This window comes from Neptunomonas concharum (genome assembly GCF_008630635.1).
Taxonomy (GTDB): domain Bacteria; phylum Pseudomonadota; class Gammaproteobacteria; order Pseudomonadales; family Balneatricaceae; genus Neptunomonas; species Neptunomonas concharum.
Map to the genome: position 1 here is coordinate 1,999,508 of NZ_CP043869.1, position 18,512 is coordinate 2,018,019.

General features: G+C 46.7%; 16 protein-coding genes. 7 read left to right on the forward strand and 9 right to left on the reverse strand.

Annotated elements, in window-relative coordinates; all coding sequences use genetic code 11:
- Together F0U83_RS09325 and F0U83_RS09330 are read left to right on the forward strand one after the other, a co-directional pair.
- Positions 1 to 681, forward strand: coding sequence for a phosphatase PAP2 family protein (locus tag F0U83_RS09325; RefSeq protein WP_138988278.1), 681 nt, complete (start codon positions 1 to 3; stop codon positions 679 to 681).
- A 63-nt stretch (positions 682 to 744) separates the two neighbouring features.
- Positions 745 to 1,557 carry a class I SAM-dependent methyltransferase gene (locus F0U83_RS09330; protein WP_138988279.1) on the forward strand — a complete coding sequence of 271 codons (813 nt, stop codon included), beginning with the start codon at positions 745 to 747 and terminating at the stop codon, positions 1,555 to 1,557.
- A 52-nt stretch (positions 1,558 to 1,609) separates the two neighbouring features.
- On the opposite strand, the gene F0U83_RS09335 is transcribed toward F0U83_RS09330, so the two are convergent.
- Positions 1,610 to 2,176, reverse strand: a complete 567-nt coding sequence (locus F0U83_RS09335) for a hypothetical protein (protein ID WP_138988280.1) — start codon at positions 2,174 to 2,176, stop codon at positions 1,610 to 1,612.
- Between the two features lie 166 nt (positions 2,177 to 2,342).
- Between F0U83_RS09335 and radD the strand changes: the two genes are divergently transcribed.
- On the forward strand, positions 2,343 to 4,085 hold the full coding sequence (radD, locus tag F0U83_RS09340; RefSeq protein WP_138988281.1) for a DNA repair helicase RadD: 1,743 nt from the start codon (positions 2,343 to 2,345) through the stop codon (positions 4,083 to 4,085).
- A 28-nt stretch (positions 4,086 to 4,113) separates the two neighbouring features.
- Here radD and thrH read toward each other — a convergent pair whose 3' ends face one another.
- The 4 genes from thrH to rluC all read right to left on the reverse strand — a co-directional run bounded on the left by thrH (position 4,114) and on the right by rluC (position 7,940).
- The gene (thrH, locus tag F0U83_RS09345; RefSeq protein ID WP_138988282.1) at positions 4,114 to 4,731 is read right to left on the reverse strand and encodes a bifunctional phosphoserine phosphatase/homoserine phosphotransferase ThrH; all 618 of its coding nucleotides are present in this window, start codon (positions 4,729 to 4,731) and stop codon (positions 4,114 to 4,116) included.
- Positions 4,732 to 4,815: 84 nt separating this feature from the next.
- A complete protein-coding gene (cysB, locus tag F0U83_RS09350) occupies positions 4,816 to 5,790 on the reverse strand; it encodes an HTH-type transcriptional regulator CysB (RefSeq protein WP_138988283.1) in 975 nt (324 codons plus the stop codon).
- A gap of 81 nt (positions 5,791 to 5,871) precedes the next feature.
- Complete coding sequence (locus F0U83_RS09355) at positions 5,872 to 6,957, reverse strand: DNA-binding protein (protein ID WP_138988284.1); 1,086 nt, start codon at positions 6,955 to 6,957, stop codon at positions 5,872 to 5,874.
- A complete protein-coding gene (rluC, locus tag F0U83_RS09360; protein ID WP_138988285.1) occupies positions 6,954 to 7,940 on the reverse strand; it encodes a 23S rRNA pseudouridine(955/2504/2580) synthase RluC in 987 nt (328 codons plus the stop codon). Before rluC ends, F0U83_RS09355 begins: the two co-directional genes overlap by 4 nt.
- A gap of 468 nt (positions 7,941 to 8,408) precedes the next feature.
- Between rluC and rne the strand changes: the two genes are divergently transcribed.
- On the forward strand, positions 8,409 to 11,342 hold the full coding sequence (gene rne, locus F0U83_RS09365) for a ribonuclease E (RefSeq protein ID WP_138988286.1): 2,934 nt from the start codon (positions 8,409 to 8,411) through the stop codon (positions 11,340 to 11,342).
- Positions 11,343 to 11,442: 100 nt separating this feature from the next.
- Here the strand turns inward: rne and speE are convergent, their stop codons facing one another.
- Positions 11,443 to 12,297: a polyamine aminopropyltransferase gene (gene speE / locus F0U83_RS09370; protein ID WP_138988287.1), complete on the reverse strand. Its 855-nt coding sequence runs from the start codon at positions 12,295 to 12,297 to the stop codon at positions 11,443 to 11,445.
- Positions 12,298 to 12,424: 127 nt separating this feature from the next.
- Between speE and pgm the strand changes: the two genes are divergently transcribed.
- Positions 12,425 to 14,065, forward strand: a complete 1,641-nt coding sequence (gene pgm / locus F0U83_RS09375) for a phosphoglucomutase (alpha-D-glucose-1,6-bisphosphate-dependent) (protein WP_138988288.1) — start codon at positions 12,425 to 12,427, stop codon at positions 14,063 to 14,065.
- A gap of 64 nt (positions 14,066 to 14,129) precedes the next feature.
- Here the strand turns inward: pgm and F0U83_RS09380 are convergent, their stop codons facing one another.
- The 3 genes from F0U83_RS09380 to F0U83_RS09390 all read right to left on the reverse strand — a co-directional run bounded on the left by F0U83_RS09380 (position 14,130) and on the right by F0U83_RS09390 (position 16,356).
- Complete coding sequence (locus tag F0U83_RS09380) at positions 14,130 to 15,224, reverse strand: alkene reductase (RefSeq protein WP_138988289.1); 1,095 nt, start codon at positions 15,222 to 15,224, stop codon at positions 14,130 to 14,132.
- Positions 15,225 to 15,331: 107 nt separating this feature from the next.
- Positions 15,332 to 15,829 carry a peptide-methionine (S)-S-oxide reductase MsrA gene (gene msrA / locus F0U83_RS09385; RefSeq protein ID WP_138988290.1) on the reverse strand — a complete coding sequence of 166 codons (498 nt, stop codon included), beginning with the start codon at positions 15,827 to 15,829 and terminating at the stop codon, positions 15,332 to 15,334.
- Between the two features lie 20 nt (positions 15,830 to 15,849).
- Entirely contained in the window at positions 15,850 to 16,356 is a 507-nt protein-coding gene (locus F0U83_RS09390) for an immunity 22 family protein (protein ID WP_211343691.1), read from the reverse strand.
- 93 nt (positions 16,357 to 16,449) lie between these two features.
- On the opposite strand from F0U83_RS09390, the gene F0U83_RS09395 reads away from it, so the two are divergent.
- On the forward strand, positions 16,450 to 16,791 hold the full coding sequence (locus F0U83_RS09395) for a DUF4112 domain-containing protein (RefSeq protein ID WP_138988291.1): 342 nt from the start codon (positions 16,450 to 16,452) through the stop codon (positions 16,789 to 16,791).
- Between the two features lie 110 nt (positions 16,792 to 16,901).
- Positions 16,902 to 18,476: a BCCT family transporter gene (locus F0U83_RS09400; protein ID WP_138988292.1), complete on the forward strand. Its 1,575-nt coding sequence runs from the start codon at positions 16,902 to 16,904 to the stop codon at positions 18,474 to 18,476.
- Positions 18,477 to 18,512 lie beyond the last annotated feature (36 nt).

Genomic DNA, 18,512 nt, shown 5'->3' on the forward strand with positions numbered 1-18,512 from the left:
ATGAGTCAGATTGACAAATTATTAAAGCGAACAGACATCCGGTTACTGCTTGCGTGCTACGTGTTTTTTACGCTCTTTTCCGGTATTGATTTGTGGGTTTCCTCCCTTTTCTACAAACCGGAGCTAGGCTTTTGGTTAGACGATCTTTGGTTCAACCGTTTCATTCACGCAACCTTCGCTAAGATCCATCTGTTGTGGCTCGTTCTGTTTATTGCTGGTGCGATCTATTATTGGAAGAAAGGGGTCAAAAGCCGCCAAAAAGCATTTGTATTTTTAATCGCGACCATGGTGGTCGGTCCCGGTTTATTTGTTAATGTTTTCGTAAAAGATAACTCCGTAGGACGCGCTCGCCCCGTACAGATTGAGGAGTTTGGTGGTGAGAATCGCTTCACACCAGCCTTTATCTACTCAGGAGCCTGTAAGAAAAATTGTTCCTTTGTCAGCGGGCACTCCGCCATCGGTTTTTATGCCATCGTTTTAGGCTGGGTTTTTACCAGCCGCCGCTGGTTCTGGGGAGGCGTCGGCTTAGGCGCCATCATCAGTCTGAGCCGGATGATGGAAGGCGCGCACTTTTTGAGCGACACCGTGTTCGCATTTTGGGCCGTGTATTTTTGTACGCTCATTTTAGGTTACTTTTTCAATTACCCATCGCCGTTTAACCGAACATCTGAATCGACATAGCCGAACTCACGCTTATCCGCTAAGATAGATACATGAAAACCCTTATGGATAAGCGACTCTGCTATGACTTCTATTGATGAGCACTATGGCCACTTTTCGCATTTAGATACTATTCTGGATACCATTCAGCAGGCTTACCCTGAAGGCCCCAGTCCATTTCAACTAGCTCCCATTGACCAACTACATATAGGCGGCATTAAAGCGTCAGACAAACTACTCAAGCGCATCGATAAGGCGAGTCGTATTCTGGAAATAGGTAGCGGGCTAGGTGGGCTCTCACGACTTTATTATCATAACCAGCACAAAGAAGCACTCTATGTGTGTTTAGATATTACCCATCCACTTAATAGACTGAACAGTGCAATTAACCACCTAACAGCGCCACACAGCTCAAGCATTCTTACTGCTGATGGGCAGTCATTACCGTTTGATTATGACAGTTTTGACTATGTCGTCATGCAGCACAGCCTACTGAATATTCCGGATAAGAAAAAAGCACTACAGGAAATATCTCGGGTGCTTTCTCCTAATGGACAACTCATCCTGCATGAGGTTTTAAAAGGGGATGATTACGCGAGCATGCGTTTCCCTGTTCCTTGGGCTAGCCAACCGGATCATTCGCACCTCATAGAAGAGGAAGCGCTGCTATCTCTACTGAAAGAGCAAGGCTTCACTATTGGCTCTATCGAAGACTGGACACAAGAGGCCCTGTTATGGAGGACACGACAAACAGAGAAAGCGAATAAAGTACAGAAGCCAGCACTGACGCCAGCACTAGTTTTAGGGCCAGACTTCTCAGTGATGGGCAGCAATGTGCAGAAAAACCTAGCAGACAATGCCATTCGGATAGTCGAAGTGATAGCTACACCGCGCTAGGCAAATATTCAGAAAATGGCTCCTTAGTCACCAAGGAGCCGTATTTGAGAAATTACTCAGCGGTTTTAACTACATCCTTCGCTTGCTCCATCGCTGCCTGAGCGCCTTGCTCCACTCCGGCTTTAGCTTCTGAAGTCATCTCTGTAGCTGGTGCTGATACCTCTTTGATACCTTCAGCTGCCTTTTCTTTAGCCGATTCTACAACATTGGAGGTCGCTTCTTTTGTCGCTTCCACAGCGGATGATGCAGCGTCTTTTGCTCCCTCAACGGTATTGGTAGCCGCTTCTTTAGTGGCTTCTATTGCTTCGTTAGCCGCGTCTTTTGCTGCATCGACCGTTTTAGCTGCTGCATCTTTAGTAGCTGCCATTGCATCAGCAGAGGCATCTTTGGCGCCTTCGACCGCTTTTGTTGCTGCTTCTTTAGCGCTATCAACCGCTTTGGTCGCGTTCTCTTTAACAGCATCCATTGCCGACTGTGTCGATTCAGATGCTTCTTTCGCTACTTCAGTTGCGGTAGATTGGGTTTCTTCAACGACTTTTTTAGCATCATCATTGTCGCAACCTGTTAATACAACAGCAGACGCCAGCATAGATGCCACAAGCAGATTGTTGAATTTCATCTTTTTTCCTTATCAATCAAAATAACGAGGTTTATTGAACATTACTCGTCCGAGTATAACAGCTCATTGCTTAACAAAAACTGGCTTTAATACTGCGGCGCAACATTTTTTTATACGGATACATTTACGCCTTTTTATCTCTCACGATAGTTATTATCCTACTTTCATGACAACTTATACATTGCGCCCTTATCAACAGGAAGCCGTTGAGCGCACACTACAGCATTTTAGAAAAACAACCGAGCCTGCGGTTATTGTTCTACCTACGGGAGCAGGTAAAAGCCTCGTTATTGCTGAGCTAGCGCGCTTAGCAAAGGGTAAAATCATGATACTGGCACACGTTAAAGAGCTGGTTGAGCAAAACCATGAAAAGTTTATCGCGCTCGGTCGTGAGGCTGGCATATACTCTGCCGGACTAAAACGTAAGCAAACCAATTACCAAATAACTTTCGCCAGCGTCCAATCTATCTCCCGTAACTTAGACTCCTTGATAGATCCCTACAGCCTCTTGATCATCGACGAATGCCATCGACTCAGTGAGGACGAAGATAGTCAATACCAAAAGACCATCGCTCATTTAAGATCACTTGATCCTGATTTACGCATCCTTGGACTGACTGCAACACCTTATCGACTCGGGCTAGGATGGATTTATCAATACCATTACCATGGTTATATTCGCAGTGAAGACAGCAAGCCGTTCAAATTTTGCATTTACGAGCTACCGTTAAGATATATGATCTCCAAAGGTTATCTCACTCCTCCACGGTTAGAAGATGCCGCTATTGCACAATATGACTTTTCCGCTATTACCCCTGACCGCTTCGGTCAACTCCCCGAGAAGCCCGTCAATGAATTACTCACCCGGTGTAAGCGCGTCACTAACTCAATCTGCCAGCAAATTGAAGCGCTATCAGAGCACCGAAAAGGCGTTATGATCTTCGCAGCTACGGTTAAGCACGCACATGAAGTTCTGAGTTACCTCCCTTCACAGAGCAGTGCGCTGATCACAGGTGAGACGCCCCCTGAACAGCGGGATCAGCTGATCCGCGATTTTAAGTCGCAGCACATCAAGTACCTTATCAATGTGTCTGTATTGACTACCGGGTTTGATGCACCTCATGTTGATATGATTGCCATACTTAGACCAACTGAATCGGTGAGCTTATATCAGCAAATTGCAGGCCGCGGACTCAGATTAAGTCCTAATAAGACCGATTGCCTGATCGTTGATTATGCAGGTAATCAATTTAATCTGTTCCACCCAGAAGTGGGAACAACCAAACCCAATCCAGACTCTGAGCCCGTAATGGTTTTTTGCCCTTCCTGCGAGTTTGGCAACACCTTTTGGGGTAAAAAAGACACCGACGGTAACGTCATTGAACATTATGGGCGACGGTGCCAAGCTACTCACCTTTCTGAACAAGGAGAGCCTATCCAATGTGATTATCGCTTTCGATTCAAAAACTGCCCGTTTTGTAATGCCGAGAATGATATTGCAGCCAGAAACTGCCATCAATGCCATGAAGCAATCATTGACCCCGATGACCAGCTTAAAAAAGCACTCCAACTCAAAGACGCTCTCGTAATGCGCTGTGCTGGCATTAGCATAGAGATTAAAGAGTCACGGGTTACTGTGATCTACCATGATGAGCAAGGCGAAACTTTACAGGAACGTTTTGACTTTGCTTCCCCCGGACAACGCCAAAAGTTTAATCAATTATTCGGAAGACGCTTTCAGCATGCCAGCAAGCCAATACAGTTTAAAAAGGCACGCGAAGTTGAACAGCTCGCGCATCATCTGACTTCCCCAGATTTCGTTATTGCACGCAAAAAAGGGAAATTCTGGCAAATCAGCGAACGTATTTTTGACTATGAAGGAAAATATAGAAAGGCCCATCAACTGTAACAGCGTAGGGCCTTATCCTAGATAACGACTAGAGAGATAAATTGCGGTTGCTGGCTTTTAAGAACTCTTTTTTCAGTTCTTCATAAGTATGTACGGCAGGAAACTGCGGGAACTCATCAATCACATTTTGCGGCGAATGGAACAGAATACCAGCTTCTGCCTGCATCAGCATCGTTGTGTCGTTGTAAGAATCACCTGTTGCAATCACACGATAGTTCAGCAACTGAAAAGCGCGCACTGACTGGCGCTTAGGGTCGCGCTGACGCAAAGTATAATCTGTGATACGCCCAGCCTCATCGACCTCTAGCTTGTGACAAAGCAAGGTCGGATAGCCCAACTGCTTCATTAGCGGTGCTGCAAATTCATAGAAGGTATCTGACAAGATAACTACCTGAAAACGTTCGCGCAGCCAATCAATAAATTCGCACGCACCTTCTAGTGGCGTTAAGCGGCTGATAGTGTCCTGTATCTGAGGCAGTGTCAGACCATGCTCATCAAGGATTCGCAAGCGCTGTTTCATTAATACATCATAATCAGGAATATCGCGCGTCGTCGCTTTTAGCTCTTCGATTCCCGTTTCTTCCGCAAATGCGATCCAAATTTCCGGAATTAAAACACCTTCCAGATCAAGACAGGCCAGTTCCACAAGCAACTCCTCAAACAATCATCGGCTTAATAAAGAGCAGGCAATTTAACCTGTTACTTCACTGCTTGCAATGCTGCCTCTGGTTTAGAAGTCTGGTAGTGTCTGATGTGCAAAAATCTCATCAATTTCAGCACGGTTGCTACAAGCCAGCACTTGCTGAACCACATCTTTTGTAAGGTGCGGTGCAAACTGCTGGATAAAATCAAACATATAGCCACGAAGGAAGGTCCCTTTGCGGAAACCGATTTTAGTGGTACTAGGCTCAAATAGATGGCTGGCATCCAAAGCAACTAAGTCTTTGTCTACGTCTGGTTCGTAAGCCATCGTGGCGACAATCCCAACACCTAGGTTCAATCGAACATACGCTTTGATGACATCAGAATCCACAGCCGTAAACACAACCTTAGGCTCTAACCCTTCGCGCCGAAACGCATCATCCAACTTAGAGCGTCCTGTAAAACCAAATACATACGTCACGATGGGGTAATCAGCCACATCTTTAAGGGTAAGCTTGGACACCTGCGTTAACGGATGATCTTTGGGTACGATGACTGAGCGATTCCAACGATAGCAAGGCATCATAATCAGGTCGGAGAAATGCGCCATCGCTTCGGTAGCAATAGCAAAGTCGACGGTGCCATCCGCTGCCATCTCAGAAATTTGCATCGGCGTACCTTGATGCATATGCAAAGATACATCAGGGTAACTTTTTATGAATTCCGTGATGGTTTTAGGCAAAGCGTAACGCGCTTGGGTGTGAGTTGTTGCTACAGCAAGACTTCCTTTTTTCTCGTCACTAAACTCTTGCGCTACCTGCTTGATGCTTTCAACTTTCTGTAGAATCTGCCCTGCTACTTCAAGAATAGCCTCACCCGCTGGGGTCACACGCGTTAGGTGCTTGCCACTACGGGCAAATACTTCAACCCCCAGTTCATCTTCTAACAGTCGAATTTGCTTACTAATGCCTGGCTGAGAGGTGTAAAGACTCTGGGCCGTAGCAGATACGTTAAGATCATGCCGCGCAACTTCCCAAATGTAACGTAACTGTTGAAGCTTCATAATGTCTCGCCCAGATATCTAAAACTATAAGTTGTTATTAATACACACCAAAATATAACTGTAAAGAATAAGAGATGTTAATCATAATCTGGCGTTGAGACGCCTAATCTCTTCATCTTGCGTAATCATCCGCTTTTCAAGACTAGCGATACGCGACTGCAAACGCATCAGCTCTTCTTCCTTCTCCTTTAACTGCGTTCTTAACAAATTCTCTCTTCGACCCCAGTCAGAAGCAGCGTGCAATTGCTTTTGATTCAAGCGTTTGATCTCATTATCCAGCTCTCGCCCTTTATCCTCTAAACGTTTTGTACGGTTAGTTTCAGCCAGCAGGGCAGCATTGCAACGAGCCAATTCACGGCTTTGCGTAGTCGCTTCTTGCTTAAGGACCTTTAATTCCTCTTCTTGGCTACGGATTTGCGTGCGCTGCGTTTCAGTTTTTACATCTTTTTTTGCAAGCTCTGCTTTTTGATCATGAATCTCTTTTGTTAATGCCGACTCTTTTTTGCCAACCTCATCTCTGAGCTTTTCTAAGGCGTTTTTATAGTAGCGAACGTCTACATCTGCCTTGCTTACGACCTCTAATGCATGGCGTTGCTCATCTTTGATTCGCTGATCAAAGGTACGTTTAGAGTCTTCAAACGCTTTGCGAAGGTGAGCCAATTCATGCTCAACATTAGAGCGTATCTGTTCCTCTTGTTTGCGCTGTGTCGTCTCGGAAGTTAGGCCACTTTTTAAAACTGACATCTCCGCTTCAAGAGACTTATTCTGCGTAAGCAAGTCCTCATTCTTCTTCGATTGCTCACGAAGACGGTTTTCCAACTCTTGTTGACGATACTGCATCTCTTTTGCGGTATCGTCAGATAAGCGACGGATTTCATCTACATTTTGACCAATGCTCTTGCTCTCAAGCATCACCCGAGAAACAGCCTCCTCAACAGCTTGCTGCCAGATTCGAGAAAACGCAGCATTTAATGAATCAGGCACATCAGGAATAAATTGCTCTTTATCAAAACTGATTCTCTGCTCAAGCTCTGCTTGCCATAACGCTAATAAGGGTTTTACTTCATCAACACCCAACCCCGTTTCAGTACAAATAGCCTCAAGCGTTGGCGGGTTCCCCTTAGCCAACATTTGGTCCGCATACTGAAATACCTTACTTTTGATCATTCAGTTGTTCCCTGATACATACTATGTTTATCTGCAAGCGCATCAATCGCTTGTTTCAATGCAGGCTCCAAGGGCGCATGAACAAGCAGCTTTTCGCCTTCAGGCAACTCCACATCTAATGTTGCAGAGTGTAGAAACAGACGACGAACCCCTTGGGATTTCATAACTTTATTGATAGATTCAACCCCATATTTTTCATCACCGATTATAGGGTGTCCTGCAAACTGAGTGTGCACACGAATTTGGTGCGTGCGCCCCGTGACGGGTTTGGCCTCAACCAATGTAGCTTCTTGCCCAAAACGTCGTAAAACACGAAAGCGTGTTAACGAGGCCTTACCATCGGCCTGCACCTTTACGATACGCTCACCTGATTTAAGTTCATTCTTTCTCAAAGGCGCATCTACTTGATTGTTCCGTGTCTCCCACTTTCCGATCACTAAGGCATGATAAATTTTATTGACACGATTCTGACGAAGCGCCTCATGCAAAAAGCGGAGCATACTGCGTTTTTTAGCGATCATGATACAACCCGAGGTATCCCTATCCAAGCGGTGCACCAATTCAAGAAAGCGCTCCTCCGGCCTGAGTTGCCGGAGCGCTTCGATTAAACCCAAATTAATACCACTACCGCCATGTACTGCCAATCCAGAAGGCTTATTTATAACGATCAAAGACTTAGACTCATAAAGTACAGAAGATGCCAACAAGTCTAATAAGCCCTGCCCTACCAATGGCACCTCATTTGGCTCAGCTACGCGGATAGGCGGAATTCTCACCAAATCTCCTGCCTGAATACGACCATCAGGTTTTATTCGCTTTTTGTTAACCCGAACCTCCCCCTTGCGCAACAGGCGATAGATCATGCTTTTAGGTACACCCTTAAGGGCGGTACGCAAGAAGTTATCAATACGTTGTCCTGCTTGATCGCTTTCAACTTCAATAAAACGAACTTTATTTGCAGGCGCTGGATGAGTATCTGACATAGGGGAAGTTATGTTCTCGATTGATGCGGTATGGGTTAACTGCTATATTGTAGCGTCGCCGAACGCTGTTGGCTTTAGCATTTTGTAAAAAAGGTGCCGGGGAAGCTGTAGAGACGTAATTTCTCACCTATCCGCCCGCCCGTGTACAGCATCGGTAATAATTATATTTTACAGTTTTATTTGAGAGTGCATAAATCCTTACTGAACGCCCCTGCTGGGTACAGTCGGAGATGAAGACGCATTAACAGCCTAGAAACTACGCGTTTCACACGTAGACACAAACCCTTAGAAGAACAACATCGGCTGTTTCTTTCCTTCATCGCAGATGCATGACGCGCAGTACTATCATCTATAGCTACTGGCAACTTCACATTTGATCGGCATCGCATGACTGGACCGTGTAACGTTTTCACCAGGCGGATCGTACAGACGGAAGTGCACTCTCTATTAGCAGAGAACACTAAAAAAATGAAAAGAATGCTGATTAACGCGACTCAGCCTGAAGAGTTGCGTGTCGCGCTCGTGGATGGACAACGCCTTTACGACCTGGATATTGAGTCTGAAAGCCGCGAACAGAAAAAAGCTAATATCTACAAGGGTAAAATAACCCGCGTAGAACCTAGCCTTGAGGCTGCTTTTGTTGACTACGGTGCAGAGCGCCATGGTTTTCTCCCATTAAAAGAGATCTCACGCGAGTACTTCTCCCGTCAACCAGATCGAGGCAGCCGCCCAAATATCCGCGACGTTTTGAAAGAAGGCACAGAGGTTATCGTACAAGTTGATAAAGAAGAGCGTGGCAACAAAGGCGCTGCTCTGACAACCTTTATCAGCCTAGCGGGCCGTTACCTTGTTCTGATGCCAAACAACCCTCGCGCAGGAGGTATCTCTCGCCGTATCGAAGGTGAAGAACGCGCTCAGCTCAAAGCCGCACTTGATGGCGTTACTATCCCTGACAAAATGGGCATTATCGTCCGTACAGCAGGTGTTGGTCGCAGTTCACAAGAACTCCAATGGGATCTGGACTATCTTAAAACCCTTTGGGATGCGATCAAAGAATCAAGCAACAAGCCTGCGCCTTTCCTGATTTACCAAGAAAGTAATGTAGTTATTCGTGCTATCCGTGACTACCTACGTGCGGACATCGGCGAAGTACTGATTGATCACGAAGAGGTTTACCAAAGCGCGTTGCAGTTTGTTCAGCAGGTGATGCCAACCTATGAGAACAAACTTAAGCTATATAAAGAGCAGATCCCTCTGTTTAATCGCTTCCAGATTGAGTCTCAGATCGAAACAGCCTTTGAGCGTGAAGTAAAACTCCCCTCTGGCGGTTCCATTGTTATCGATCCAACAGAAGCCCTTGTCTCTATCGATATAAACTCTGCACGTGCCACACGCGGTGGAGACATTGAAGAGACAGCTTTACATACTAATTTAGAAGCGGCAGAAGAGATCGCACGCCAGCTACGCTTACGCGATATTGGTGGTTTGGTTGTTATCGACTTTATCGATATGACCCCCATCAAAAACCAGCGCGCAGTCGAAGACCGCCTGATGGACTCACTCAAACTGGATCGCGCCCGCGTTCAGATGGGCCGTATCTCTCGTTTCGGTTTGCTGGAGATGTCCCGCCAACGCCTGCGCCCTTCCCTCACGGAAAGCCGTGGTACGGTATGTCCTCGCTGTAATGGTCAGGGCTCTATTCGCGATACAGAATCACTTGCGCTTTCTATTATGCGTCTCATTGAAGAGGAGTCATCGAAAGACCGCACTGCTCAGATTCGTGCGATCCTACCCGTTAGCGTTGCGACATTCCTGCTCAATGAAAAACGTCATGGGGTACATAACATAGAGCTACGCCATAATGTGCGTATCGTTATTGTGCCTAACCCAAACATGGAAACGCCGCATTACGAAGTGGTTCGCCTGCGTGATGATCACACCATTGCAACCACCAATGATGCTAGCTACACGCTACAACAAGACGCCGAGCAAGAGATTGAAGAGATCAAACCCTCTGCACCGGTTAAGCGAGAAGAAGCCGCTGTTAAAAGCGTCGCACCTGTTGCACCAGCACCCGCTGAAACAACAACGCCAGCACCTGCGGTTAACAAGGCAACTAATTCTGTAGCTGCACCTAAAGCCACTGATAAGCCTACAGGCTTAGTCGGAAAGATTTTAGCGGCTTTAGGCGCAATGTTTGGTGCAGATGAAGCCGATAAAAAAGACGCCTCCAAGAGCGAAAGCGTAGAAAAAACACAGCAAAAGAACGCTCGGGATAACAGCCGACGTAATCGTAAGCCTCGCCGTGATGGTAGAGACTCACGCAACAATCGTGATGCAGATCGTCGCCGCTCTAAGAAGCAAGATGAGGTGATCACGGTCACTCCAGAACAGGCACCGCAAGCCATTGGCACTGCATCAGCGGCCACGAAGCAGAGCGATCAGGACGACGATAAGGGCAACAAACGCCGTCGCCGTCGTACACGTCGTGGCAGTGAAGATAAGCAAGAGCGTAATGAAAACGCGACCTCTGAGACAAAACAGGATCAGAACGAGCAACAAGCAGATGAGCCGCGTAGCCGAAACCGGGGCCGTCGTCGCCGTGGTAATGAGCGAACAGCTCAACGCTCTTTAGTCGAAGATTCTGAAGCGCTGAACCCTGTTGAAGCAGTGCCAGCCACAGCCGTTGCGGTTGCTGCCGAGGCAGTTGAAGCCGTAGCAACGGAACAGCTTAGCAGTGAAAACACACCAAAGCCCGAGACAGCCGAAGACAAAGCCGAAGCTGTAGCAAAACCTTTAGAGCCTGTAGCTGCTGAAGAGAGTGATAGCTCATCTGTCGAAGCACAAGCTCAAACGACTGCTGACTCAGAAACAGCTGAAACAACGCAAGAGCCAACTGAGGTCGAGCAGACCACTGATACTGATCTTATTGAGGAAGCACCCTCAACGGTAGAAGCGGAAGCAACCACAGAAACAGCCACTGAAGTGTTGCTTGAATCGTCTGAAGAGGCTAGCCAGCCTGCTAATGATGAAGTCAGCACAGAAGAGGCTCAAAACGTCGCCGAAGCAGTTGAGGCTAGTGAAACAGCGCCAGAAGCAGAAGCAGAAGCAGAAGCAGAAGCAGAAGCAGAAGCAGAAGCAGATCAGGCTATTCAAACTGAAGCGACAACTGAAGAAGCGGTAGAGCAAACTCCAGTTGAAACAACGGTAAACGAAAGCACATCGACCGAAGCCGAACCTTCAGATAAATCTGAAGCGACACCTGAAGCGGCACAGCAAGAAGCCTCTGTTGAAGAGGAGCAGCCTGCTCCGCGCAGACGCCGCTCTCGACGTGCAGCTAACGACCCTCGGGAAATCCGTCGTCGTGAACAAGAAGCTGAGAACGCCTCTACTCCAGAGTAACGCCTTTCTCGAAAACATAAAAAACCGGCGCTAAGCCGGTTTTTTATTGCTCAGTCCCCACACTCAAACAAGCACTGAGCGAGGACCAGTCTAAAGACGATTAAACCTCAGCTAGCGCATCCACCACGTACTGAGGCAACGCAAGTGCACCCTGATGCATCTCAGGATTATAGTAACGCGACTTAAAGCCTGCTTTCTCAAACCGTGCTTGCAAGGTTTCCAAATCAACACGACGCAACTGTGCATTATCAGAGCCCCAAGCTAACGTCATATTACCACCGATATAGGTGGGCACCGCTGCACAATAGAATGATTGGTCAGCAAAATAAGGGCTTAAACGACGTCGAGTTGTTTGCACCTCTTCAATCTGCATAAAGCTAACGCCATTTTGCGCAACAAAGACACCACCTTCATTTAGGCAGTTTTTACAGCCTTCATAAAAACGGCTGCTGAACAGCACCTCACCCGGCCCTACCGGATCTGTACAGTCAGAGATAATGACATCGAATTTTTCAGTCGATTCACAGACAAACTCGATACCATCAGCAATAACGATATTCGCTCGTGGATCATCAAAAGCGCCATCAGAATGTTTAGGTAAATAGGTTTTACACATATCGATGACTGCCTGATCAATCTCAACCTGCGTCACATGCTCGACTTCAGGATGTTTTAAGACTTCACGTAAAATACCACCGTCACCACCACCGATAATCAAAACACGTTTTGCATCACCATGAGCAAACAAAGGCACATGCGTTAGCATTTCATGATAAATAAACTCATCGCGCTCGGTTGTTTGGATAATGCCATCCAACGCCATCACCGTACCAAACTCCTGATTACGGAAAATAATCAAATGCCAGGAATCAGTCTGCTGCTCAAACAGCACCTCATCAATCACAAAAGACTGACCATAAGTGTCATACAGTTTTTCTAAGTAGGAAGTCATCATCTCAACCCTAAATTAACCAAGGCGCTATCTTACCAATTTCTTTTCACAGTATTAAGGCATATTGCATCTCGACCTAAGATCACCGAGCATAGGCAGCTCTTTCATAAATAAGGATATACAGGTCGCTATGTCTATTCATCCCGATGCAGGCAAACTGTCTCCTGCCGATAGTTTAGTCAACATTCCTTCTCTTATTTCGGCGTACTATCGACTACAACCCAACATTAAACAGTTCCCAGCTCAACAAGTCAGCTTTGGTACTTCGGGGCACCGGGGCTGCTCATTTAAAACGACCTTCAATGAACATCATATTCTAGCGATCTGTCAGGCGATTGCTGAGTACCGAAAACAACAAGGTATCACCGGCCCACTTTATCTAGGTAAAGATACCCATGCTCTTTCGGAAGCAGCCTTTCAGACTGCACTTGAAGTTTTGGCTGCAAATAATGTTCGTGTACGCATCCAAACTGGCGATGGTTATACGCCCACACCCGTTATATCCCATGCGATCCTTACTCATAACCGCAGTCAGGCAGATACAGCCGATGGTATTGTTATAACCCCTTCTCACAATCCACCTGAAGACGGGGGTATCAAATACAATCCACCTAAAGGGGGGCCAGCAGATGAGGAGATCACCTCCTGGATTGCGCAACGCGCAAATCAACTCCTTACAGATACGCTCTCGGGTGTCAATCGTCTTTCCGCTTTGCAACTGCACGATAACCCGTTAATCGAGCCGTTCGATTATATCACTCACTATGTCAACGACCTCGACAGTGTAATTAATATGCAAGCCATTTCTGACGCAGGGGTTCGCATTGGTGTCGATCCGATGGGTGGATCAGGTTTACATTTTTGGAAACCGATTGCCGATCGTTACAATCTGAATATTGAAGTCGTCAACGACAAAGTCGATTTCACCTTTGGATTTATGCCTAGGGATAAAGATGGCCGGATCCGAATGGATTGCTCTTCTCCTTACGCGATGAGTAATCTGCTGGCACTCAAAGATCGCTTCGACATCTCAGTCGGCAACGATCCTGACTACGACCGTCACGGCATTGTCTGCGCATCGTCTGGGCTGATGAATCCTAATGCTTATCTTGCGGTAGCTATCGAGTATTTAGCCACCCACCGACCCAACTGGCCAGATCATCTACAGTTTGGCAAAACGTTAGTTTCAAGTGCGATGATTGATCGTGTTGTAGCAGGCCTTGAGAAAACACTCTGTGAAGTTCCCGTGGGCTTCAAATGGTACGTAGATGGCCTCTACAATGGCGAGATGGCATTTGGCGGAGAAGAAAGCGCAGGTGCAGCCTTTTTACGTCGTGATGGCCGTGTTTGGACGACCGATAAAGACGGTATCATTCTTGCCCTGCTGGCCGCAGAGATACTCGCGGTTACAGGCAAAGATCCACAGCAGCACTACGATAACCAAGTTTCCCGCTATGGCTTGCCTCGTTATAAACGTTTAGATGTTGCCTGCAGCAGTGAGCAAAAAGCGTTACTGAAATCGCTTAATGCAGAGGCCGTTCAAGGCGACACGCTAGCTGGCGACCCCATCACTAACATTCTCACCCATGCGCCTGGAAACGGTGCTGCCATCGGTGGTTTGAAAGTAGAAACAGCCAACGGTTGGTTTGCAGCCCGCCCATCGGGCACTGAAGATATTTACAAGATCTACCTAGAAAGCTTTGTATCAGAGGCGCATCTACAGCAATTAGAAGCGGATGCAAAAGCACTGGTCAACAGTGTGCTAGCATAACTTTGTCTTAACAACCGGCTCACATTATATGGGCCGGTTATAGCATCATGCTGTTGGCAATGAGCTATTCAGCCGAGACATAGTTAGCAAAATCACTATACCCTAGCTGTGCGCCACCAAATAAATAATCCGCCTTAAACTCAGCCAAAGGCCACCCTTGGCGAACCCGTTGCGGGTAGTCAGGATTCGCAATAAATGGTCGACCAAAAGCCACTAAATCAGCCAAATTCGCTTGAATAATCCAGTCCGCTCTTTCAGGGTCATAACCACCTGCGACAATGATAGTTTGCTTAAAATAATTACGTAATTCATGGCGAAATTGTTCAGGCACTTGGGGTGCATCATCCCAATCTGCTTCGGCTAAATGCAGATAACTCACACCTATACGATCTAATTGCCCCGCCACATATAAGATCGCTGGGATAATTTCTGGGCAATTCATTCCTCGTGCTGTGATGTAAGGCGCTAAGCGAACACCAACTCGTTCTGCACCAATCTCGTTGCTAATCACCTCAGCCACATCAATCAGCAGCTTCGCTCTACGTGCTATATCACCCCCATAGGCATCCGTTCGTACATTCGACGTGCTACGTAAAAATTGGTCTAAAAGATAACCATTGGCAGCGTGAATCTCTACACCATCAAAACCTGCGGCCATCGCGTTGATAGCCGCTTGACGGTAATCCTCCACAATCTCTGCGATCTCTTCTAACGCGAGTGCCCGAGGTGTAGGGCATTCCACCATGCCGCCTTGCCCCATTTCATCAGCCACCCAAACCTGCGCTTCAGGATTAATTGCCGATGGCGCTACAGGAAGCTCCCCGCCATGAAACGAAGGGTGAGACATGCGTCCAACATGCCATAACTGCAGATAGATCACTCCACCCGCCTGATGCACCGCTTCGGTGACTTTTTTCCAACCCTGAATTTGCGCCTCAGAATGGATTCCTGGCGTAAAGCTATACCCCTGACCCTGTGGGGATATTTGCGTGGCTTCAGTGATGATCATGCCAGCTGACACACGCTGGGCATAATACTCAGCCATCATTTCATTAGGAATATTACCCGGTTGAGTCGTTCTGCAACGCGTCATTGGTGCCATGACAAAACGATTTTTTAAGACTTGCTGATTAAGCGGGTAGGCAGAAAACAGATCCATGATTCATCCTCTTATCAAATACGATTTGAGGTAAGCCTAACCCGTCAATAAAACAGCAAAAACAAGAAAATAGAACTTTTAGTTTCAAATTTATTTTGATAATACTATTACCGCTTTGGCAATACCCAGTTAGGTCGTGGAAAGTGACACGTGTAACCGTTGGGGTAATGCAGCAAATAGTCCTGATGTTCAGGCTCTGCTTCCCAAAACTCACCTGCTGGTTCCACCTCAGTGACAACCTTACCAGGCCACAGCCCTGAAGCGTCGACATCCGCTATCGTCTCTAATGCCACCGATTTCTGGTTTTCATCAACATAGTAGATTGCAGAACGGTAGGCTTTACCCATATCATTGCCCTGACAATCAGGCGTAGACGGATCATGAATCTGAAAGAAAAACTCTAGCAGCTGCCGATAGGAAGTCAGGCTTGGATCAAAAATAATTTCTATCCCTTCTGCGTGCGTGCCATGATTTCGATAAGTGGCATTGGGAACATCTCCGCCGGTATAGCCTACACGTGTTGATATCACACCGGGTAGCTTTCGAATGAGATCTTGCATACCCCAAAAACACCCACCTGCCAATACCGCTCTTTCTCTCGACATAAACTCTCTCCGTTAACTGTTTACTGATCAACCCTTGTGTCTATGAGGTCTTCATCATATACATCTGGGTCCTCGACATCATAAAGGTTGTCTGCTTCTTCATCATAATCAAAAGCGCCGAGAAAGGTCAGATACGGATCCTTCTCCACCCCTGATATTTTTGCGCTATATTCCAGCTCAAATAGCAGAACAACCCAACTGACCTCCCCCAGCTTCTTTTTTCTCGCTTTGCTCAACAATGGCTGAATATAAGACGTTGAAAAGGAGCATTCTCCGGCCGCCACTTCTATGCTAACTAATCCCTCTTGCGTACCATTGGTTTCTAAGTACTCTGGCTTGAAATACTGAAGATTAAAGTTACGCGACCACTGATTAACCGCTCGGGTATTCTTTTTACTAAAGGTTTCTTCAAAATAAGCATCTGGCACATCTGCGTAGGGCACCTGAGAGGCCCAAACGGATACTTTATACTTTTTAGAAAAATCGTAACCATCCGCTTTTTTGATCTGTTGATTTTTATCGCTCACACCACGCTCCTTTAAATTAATCACAACAGCACATGACACGCGCTGGCTAAAAAATGTTTAAATGCTGCTAAAACAACACGACTACCAAAAACGATGAAAAGAGACGACATTGAACAGCTGGATCGCTTCGCCACTTGGTTAGATAGCTCAATCCGCATACCCGGCACCCCATGGCGGATTGGTTGGGATGGTATCATAGGTCTGATCCCTGGGGTTGGTGATTTGGCCGCTGCCAGTTTATCGGGTTACCTGATCTATCGCGCTGTTCGACTGGGCGCATCAGGAAGTGTGGTTTTGCGTATGCTCTTCAACCTTTTTCTGGAGCTTGTGATTGGCGCCATTCCTGTGCTGGGCGATCTTTTTGATTTTGCCTTCAAAGCTAATCAACGCAACATGAAAATCCTCAGAGCTCATTTAACAAAACACCAAACTTGACCTAGCGGTCCAAATTCAAACTCAAAAATGTTATAGTGGAAAAGCCTTGTTCTATTATCGCTTGATAGAACAAGGGCTTTTTCCTTTAAATTAATCGTAATGAGAGTTTAATGAGTGAACACAACGATAAATACAGTATAGAGAGTACAGATTATACCGTTGGCCAGGACAATGTTCAGAAGTGGGGGTTTGATGTTCATAACCCCGTCTTTGGAACCAGCGCAGCTTTAGTCATACTCTTCCTTATCGCTACCCTTCTTTCCGACCCAACCACAGCCAAAGAATACCTTGATGGCTTAAAGTGGGACATTATAGGCACCTTTGATGTGCTATTTATGTGGTCTGGTAACTTTTTTGTCATCTTTTGTCTTTGTCTTATTGCATCTCCTTGGGGCAAAATCCGCCTAGGAGGCCACGATGCTAAACCTGAGCATTCAACCTTATCATGGCTGGCTATGTTATTTGCCGCCGGTATGGGTATTGGTTTAATGTTTTGGGGCGTGGCCGAACCTGTCGCCTACTTTACGGGTTGGTATGAAACCCCTTTAGGCGTTGAAGCACGCACCCCTGAAGCAGCGCGTATGGCACTTGGCGCCACCATGTATCACTGGGGGCTACACCCATGGGCTATTTATGCGGTTGTAGCATTGTCCCTCGCCTTTTTTACCTATAACAAGGGTTTGCCACTTTCTATCCGCTCTATCTTCTACCCGTTATTAGGCGATCGAGCGTGGGGCTGGCCAGGGCATATCATTGATATTCTCGCAGTACTTGCTACCTTGTTTGGTTTAGCCACCTCTCTTGGGCTTGGGGCTCAACAAGCCGCAGCGGGTATCAATCACGTATTTGGGATTGAAGCCAGCATTGGTTTACAAATTGCTGTCATTGTCGGTGTGACATTACTAGCCATTATCTCCGTTGTTCGAGGCATTGAAGGCGGCGTAAAGCTATTGAGTAACGTCAATATGATTATTGCCTTCGCGCTTCTGACGTTTGTTGGTTTATCTGCCGTCGCTATTTCCTTAGGTACGATTCCAACCACCATCGGCGCTTACTTAGAGAACATTATCCCCTTGAGTAACCCTCATGGCCGTGACGATGAAGCTTGGTTCCAAGGCTGGACAATCTTCTACTGGGCATGGTGGATCTCTTGGTCACCTTTCGTAGGCATGTTTATTGCGCGCGTTTCATCTGGCCGCACCATTCGTGAGTTCCTGATCGCTGTACTCCTCATCCCTACCAGTGTCACGATTATCTGGATGTCGGTTTATGGAGGTATCGCGATAGATCAAGTAATGAATGGCATTGGCGCACTAGGCACGGACGGACTCACCTCTGTACCGCTAGCAATGTTCCAAATGTTTGATGAGATGGCTATGGGCAACATTCTGTCAGTCATTGCCATTATCTTAGTGTTGGTATTCTTTATTACTTCTTCTGACTCAGGCTCATTGGTTATCGATAGTATTACCGCAGGCGGCAAGATTGATGCTCCCGTACCACAACGTATCTTTTGGGCAAGCGTTGAAGGGGCTATTGCTGCTGCACTACTATGGATTGGGGGAACGGAAGCTATTCAAGCATTGCAAGCAGGGGCTATTTCTACAGGCCTACCTTTTACCATCGTGCTGTTGCTGATGTGCCTAAGTTTGATACTGGGCTTAAAAACAGAAAGCAGACGCTAACCTACGTTCACAAAGCTCGGCTTAAGCCGAGCTTTT

Excerpts from the sequence above, each read along its gene's own strand:
- F0U83_RS09380 (WP_138988289.1), bottom strand. The coding sequence starts at position 15,224 with ATGGATCTGTTTTCTGCCTACCCGCTTAATCAGCAAGTCTTAAAAAAT.
- F0U83_RS09395 (WP_138988291.1), top strand. The coding sequence starts at position 16,450 with ATGAAAAGAGACGACATTGAACAGCTGGATCGCTTCGCCACTTGGTTA.
- radD (WP_138988281.1), top strand. The coding sequence starts at position 2,343 with ATGACAACTTATACATTGCGCCCTTATCAACAGGAAGCCGTTGAGCGC.
- pgm (WP_138988288.1), top strand. The coding sequence starts at position 12,425 with ATGTCTATTCATCCCGATGCAGGCAAACTGTCTCCTGCCGATAGTTTA.
- F0U83_RS09335 (WP_138988280.1), bottom strand. The coding sequence starts at position 2,176 with ATGAAATTCAACAATCTGCTTGTGGCATCTATGCTGGCGTCTGCTGTT.
- rne (WP_138988286.1), top strand. The coding sequence starts at position 8,409 with ATGAAAAGAATGCTGATTAACGCGACTCAGCCTGAAGAGTTGCGTGTC.
- F0U83_RS09400 (WP_138988292.1), top strand. The coding sequence starts at position 16,902 with ATGAGTGAACACAACGATAAATACAGTATAGAGAGTACAGATTATACC.
- F0U83_RS09330 (WP_138988279.1), top strand. The coding sequence starts at position 745 with ATGACTTCTATTGATGAGCACTATGGCCACTTTTCGCATTTAGATACT.
- F0U83_RS09325 (WP_138988278.1), top strand. The coding sequence starts at position 1 with ATGAGTCAGATTGACAAATTATTAAAGCGAACAGACATCCGGTTACTG.
- F0U83_RS09355 (WP_138988284.1), bottom strand. The coding sequence starts at position 6,957 with ATGATCAAAAGTAAGGTATTTCAGTATGCGGACCAAATGTTGGCTAAG.
- speE (WP_138988287.1), bottom strand. The coding sequence starts at position 12,297 with ATGATGACTTCCTACTTAGAAAAACTGTATGACACTTATGGTCAGTCT.
- rluC (WP_138988285.1), bottom strand. The coding sequence starts at position 7,940 with ATGTCAGATACTCATCCAGCGCCTGCAAATAAAGTTCGTTTTATTGAA.
- cysB (WP_138988283.1), bottom strand. The coding sequence starts at position 5,790 with ATGAAGCTTCAACAGTTACGTTACATTTGGGAAGTTGCGCGGCATGAT.
- msrA (WP_138988290.1), bottom strand. The coding sequence starts at position 15,829 with ATGTCGAGAGAAAGAGCGGTATTGGCAGGTGGGTGTTTTTGGGGTATG.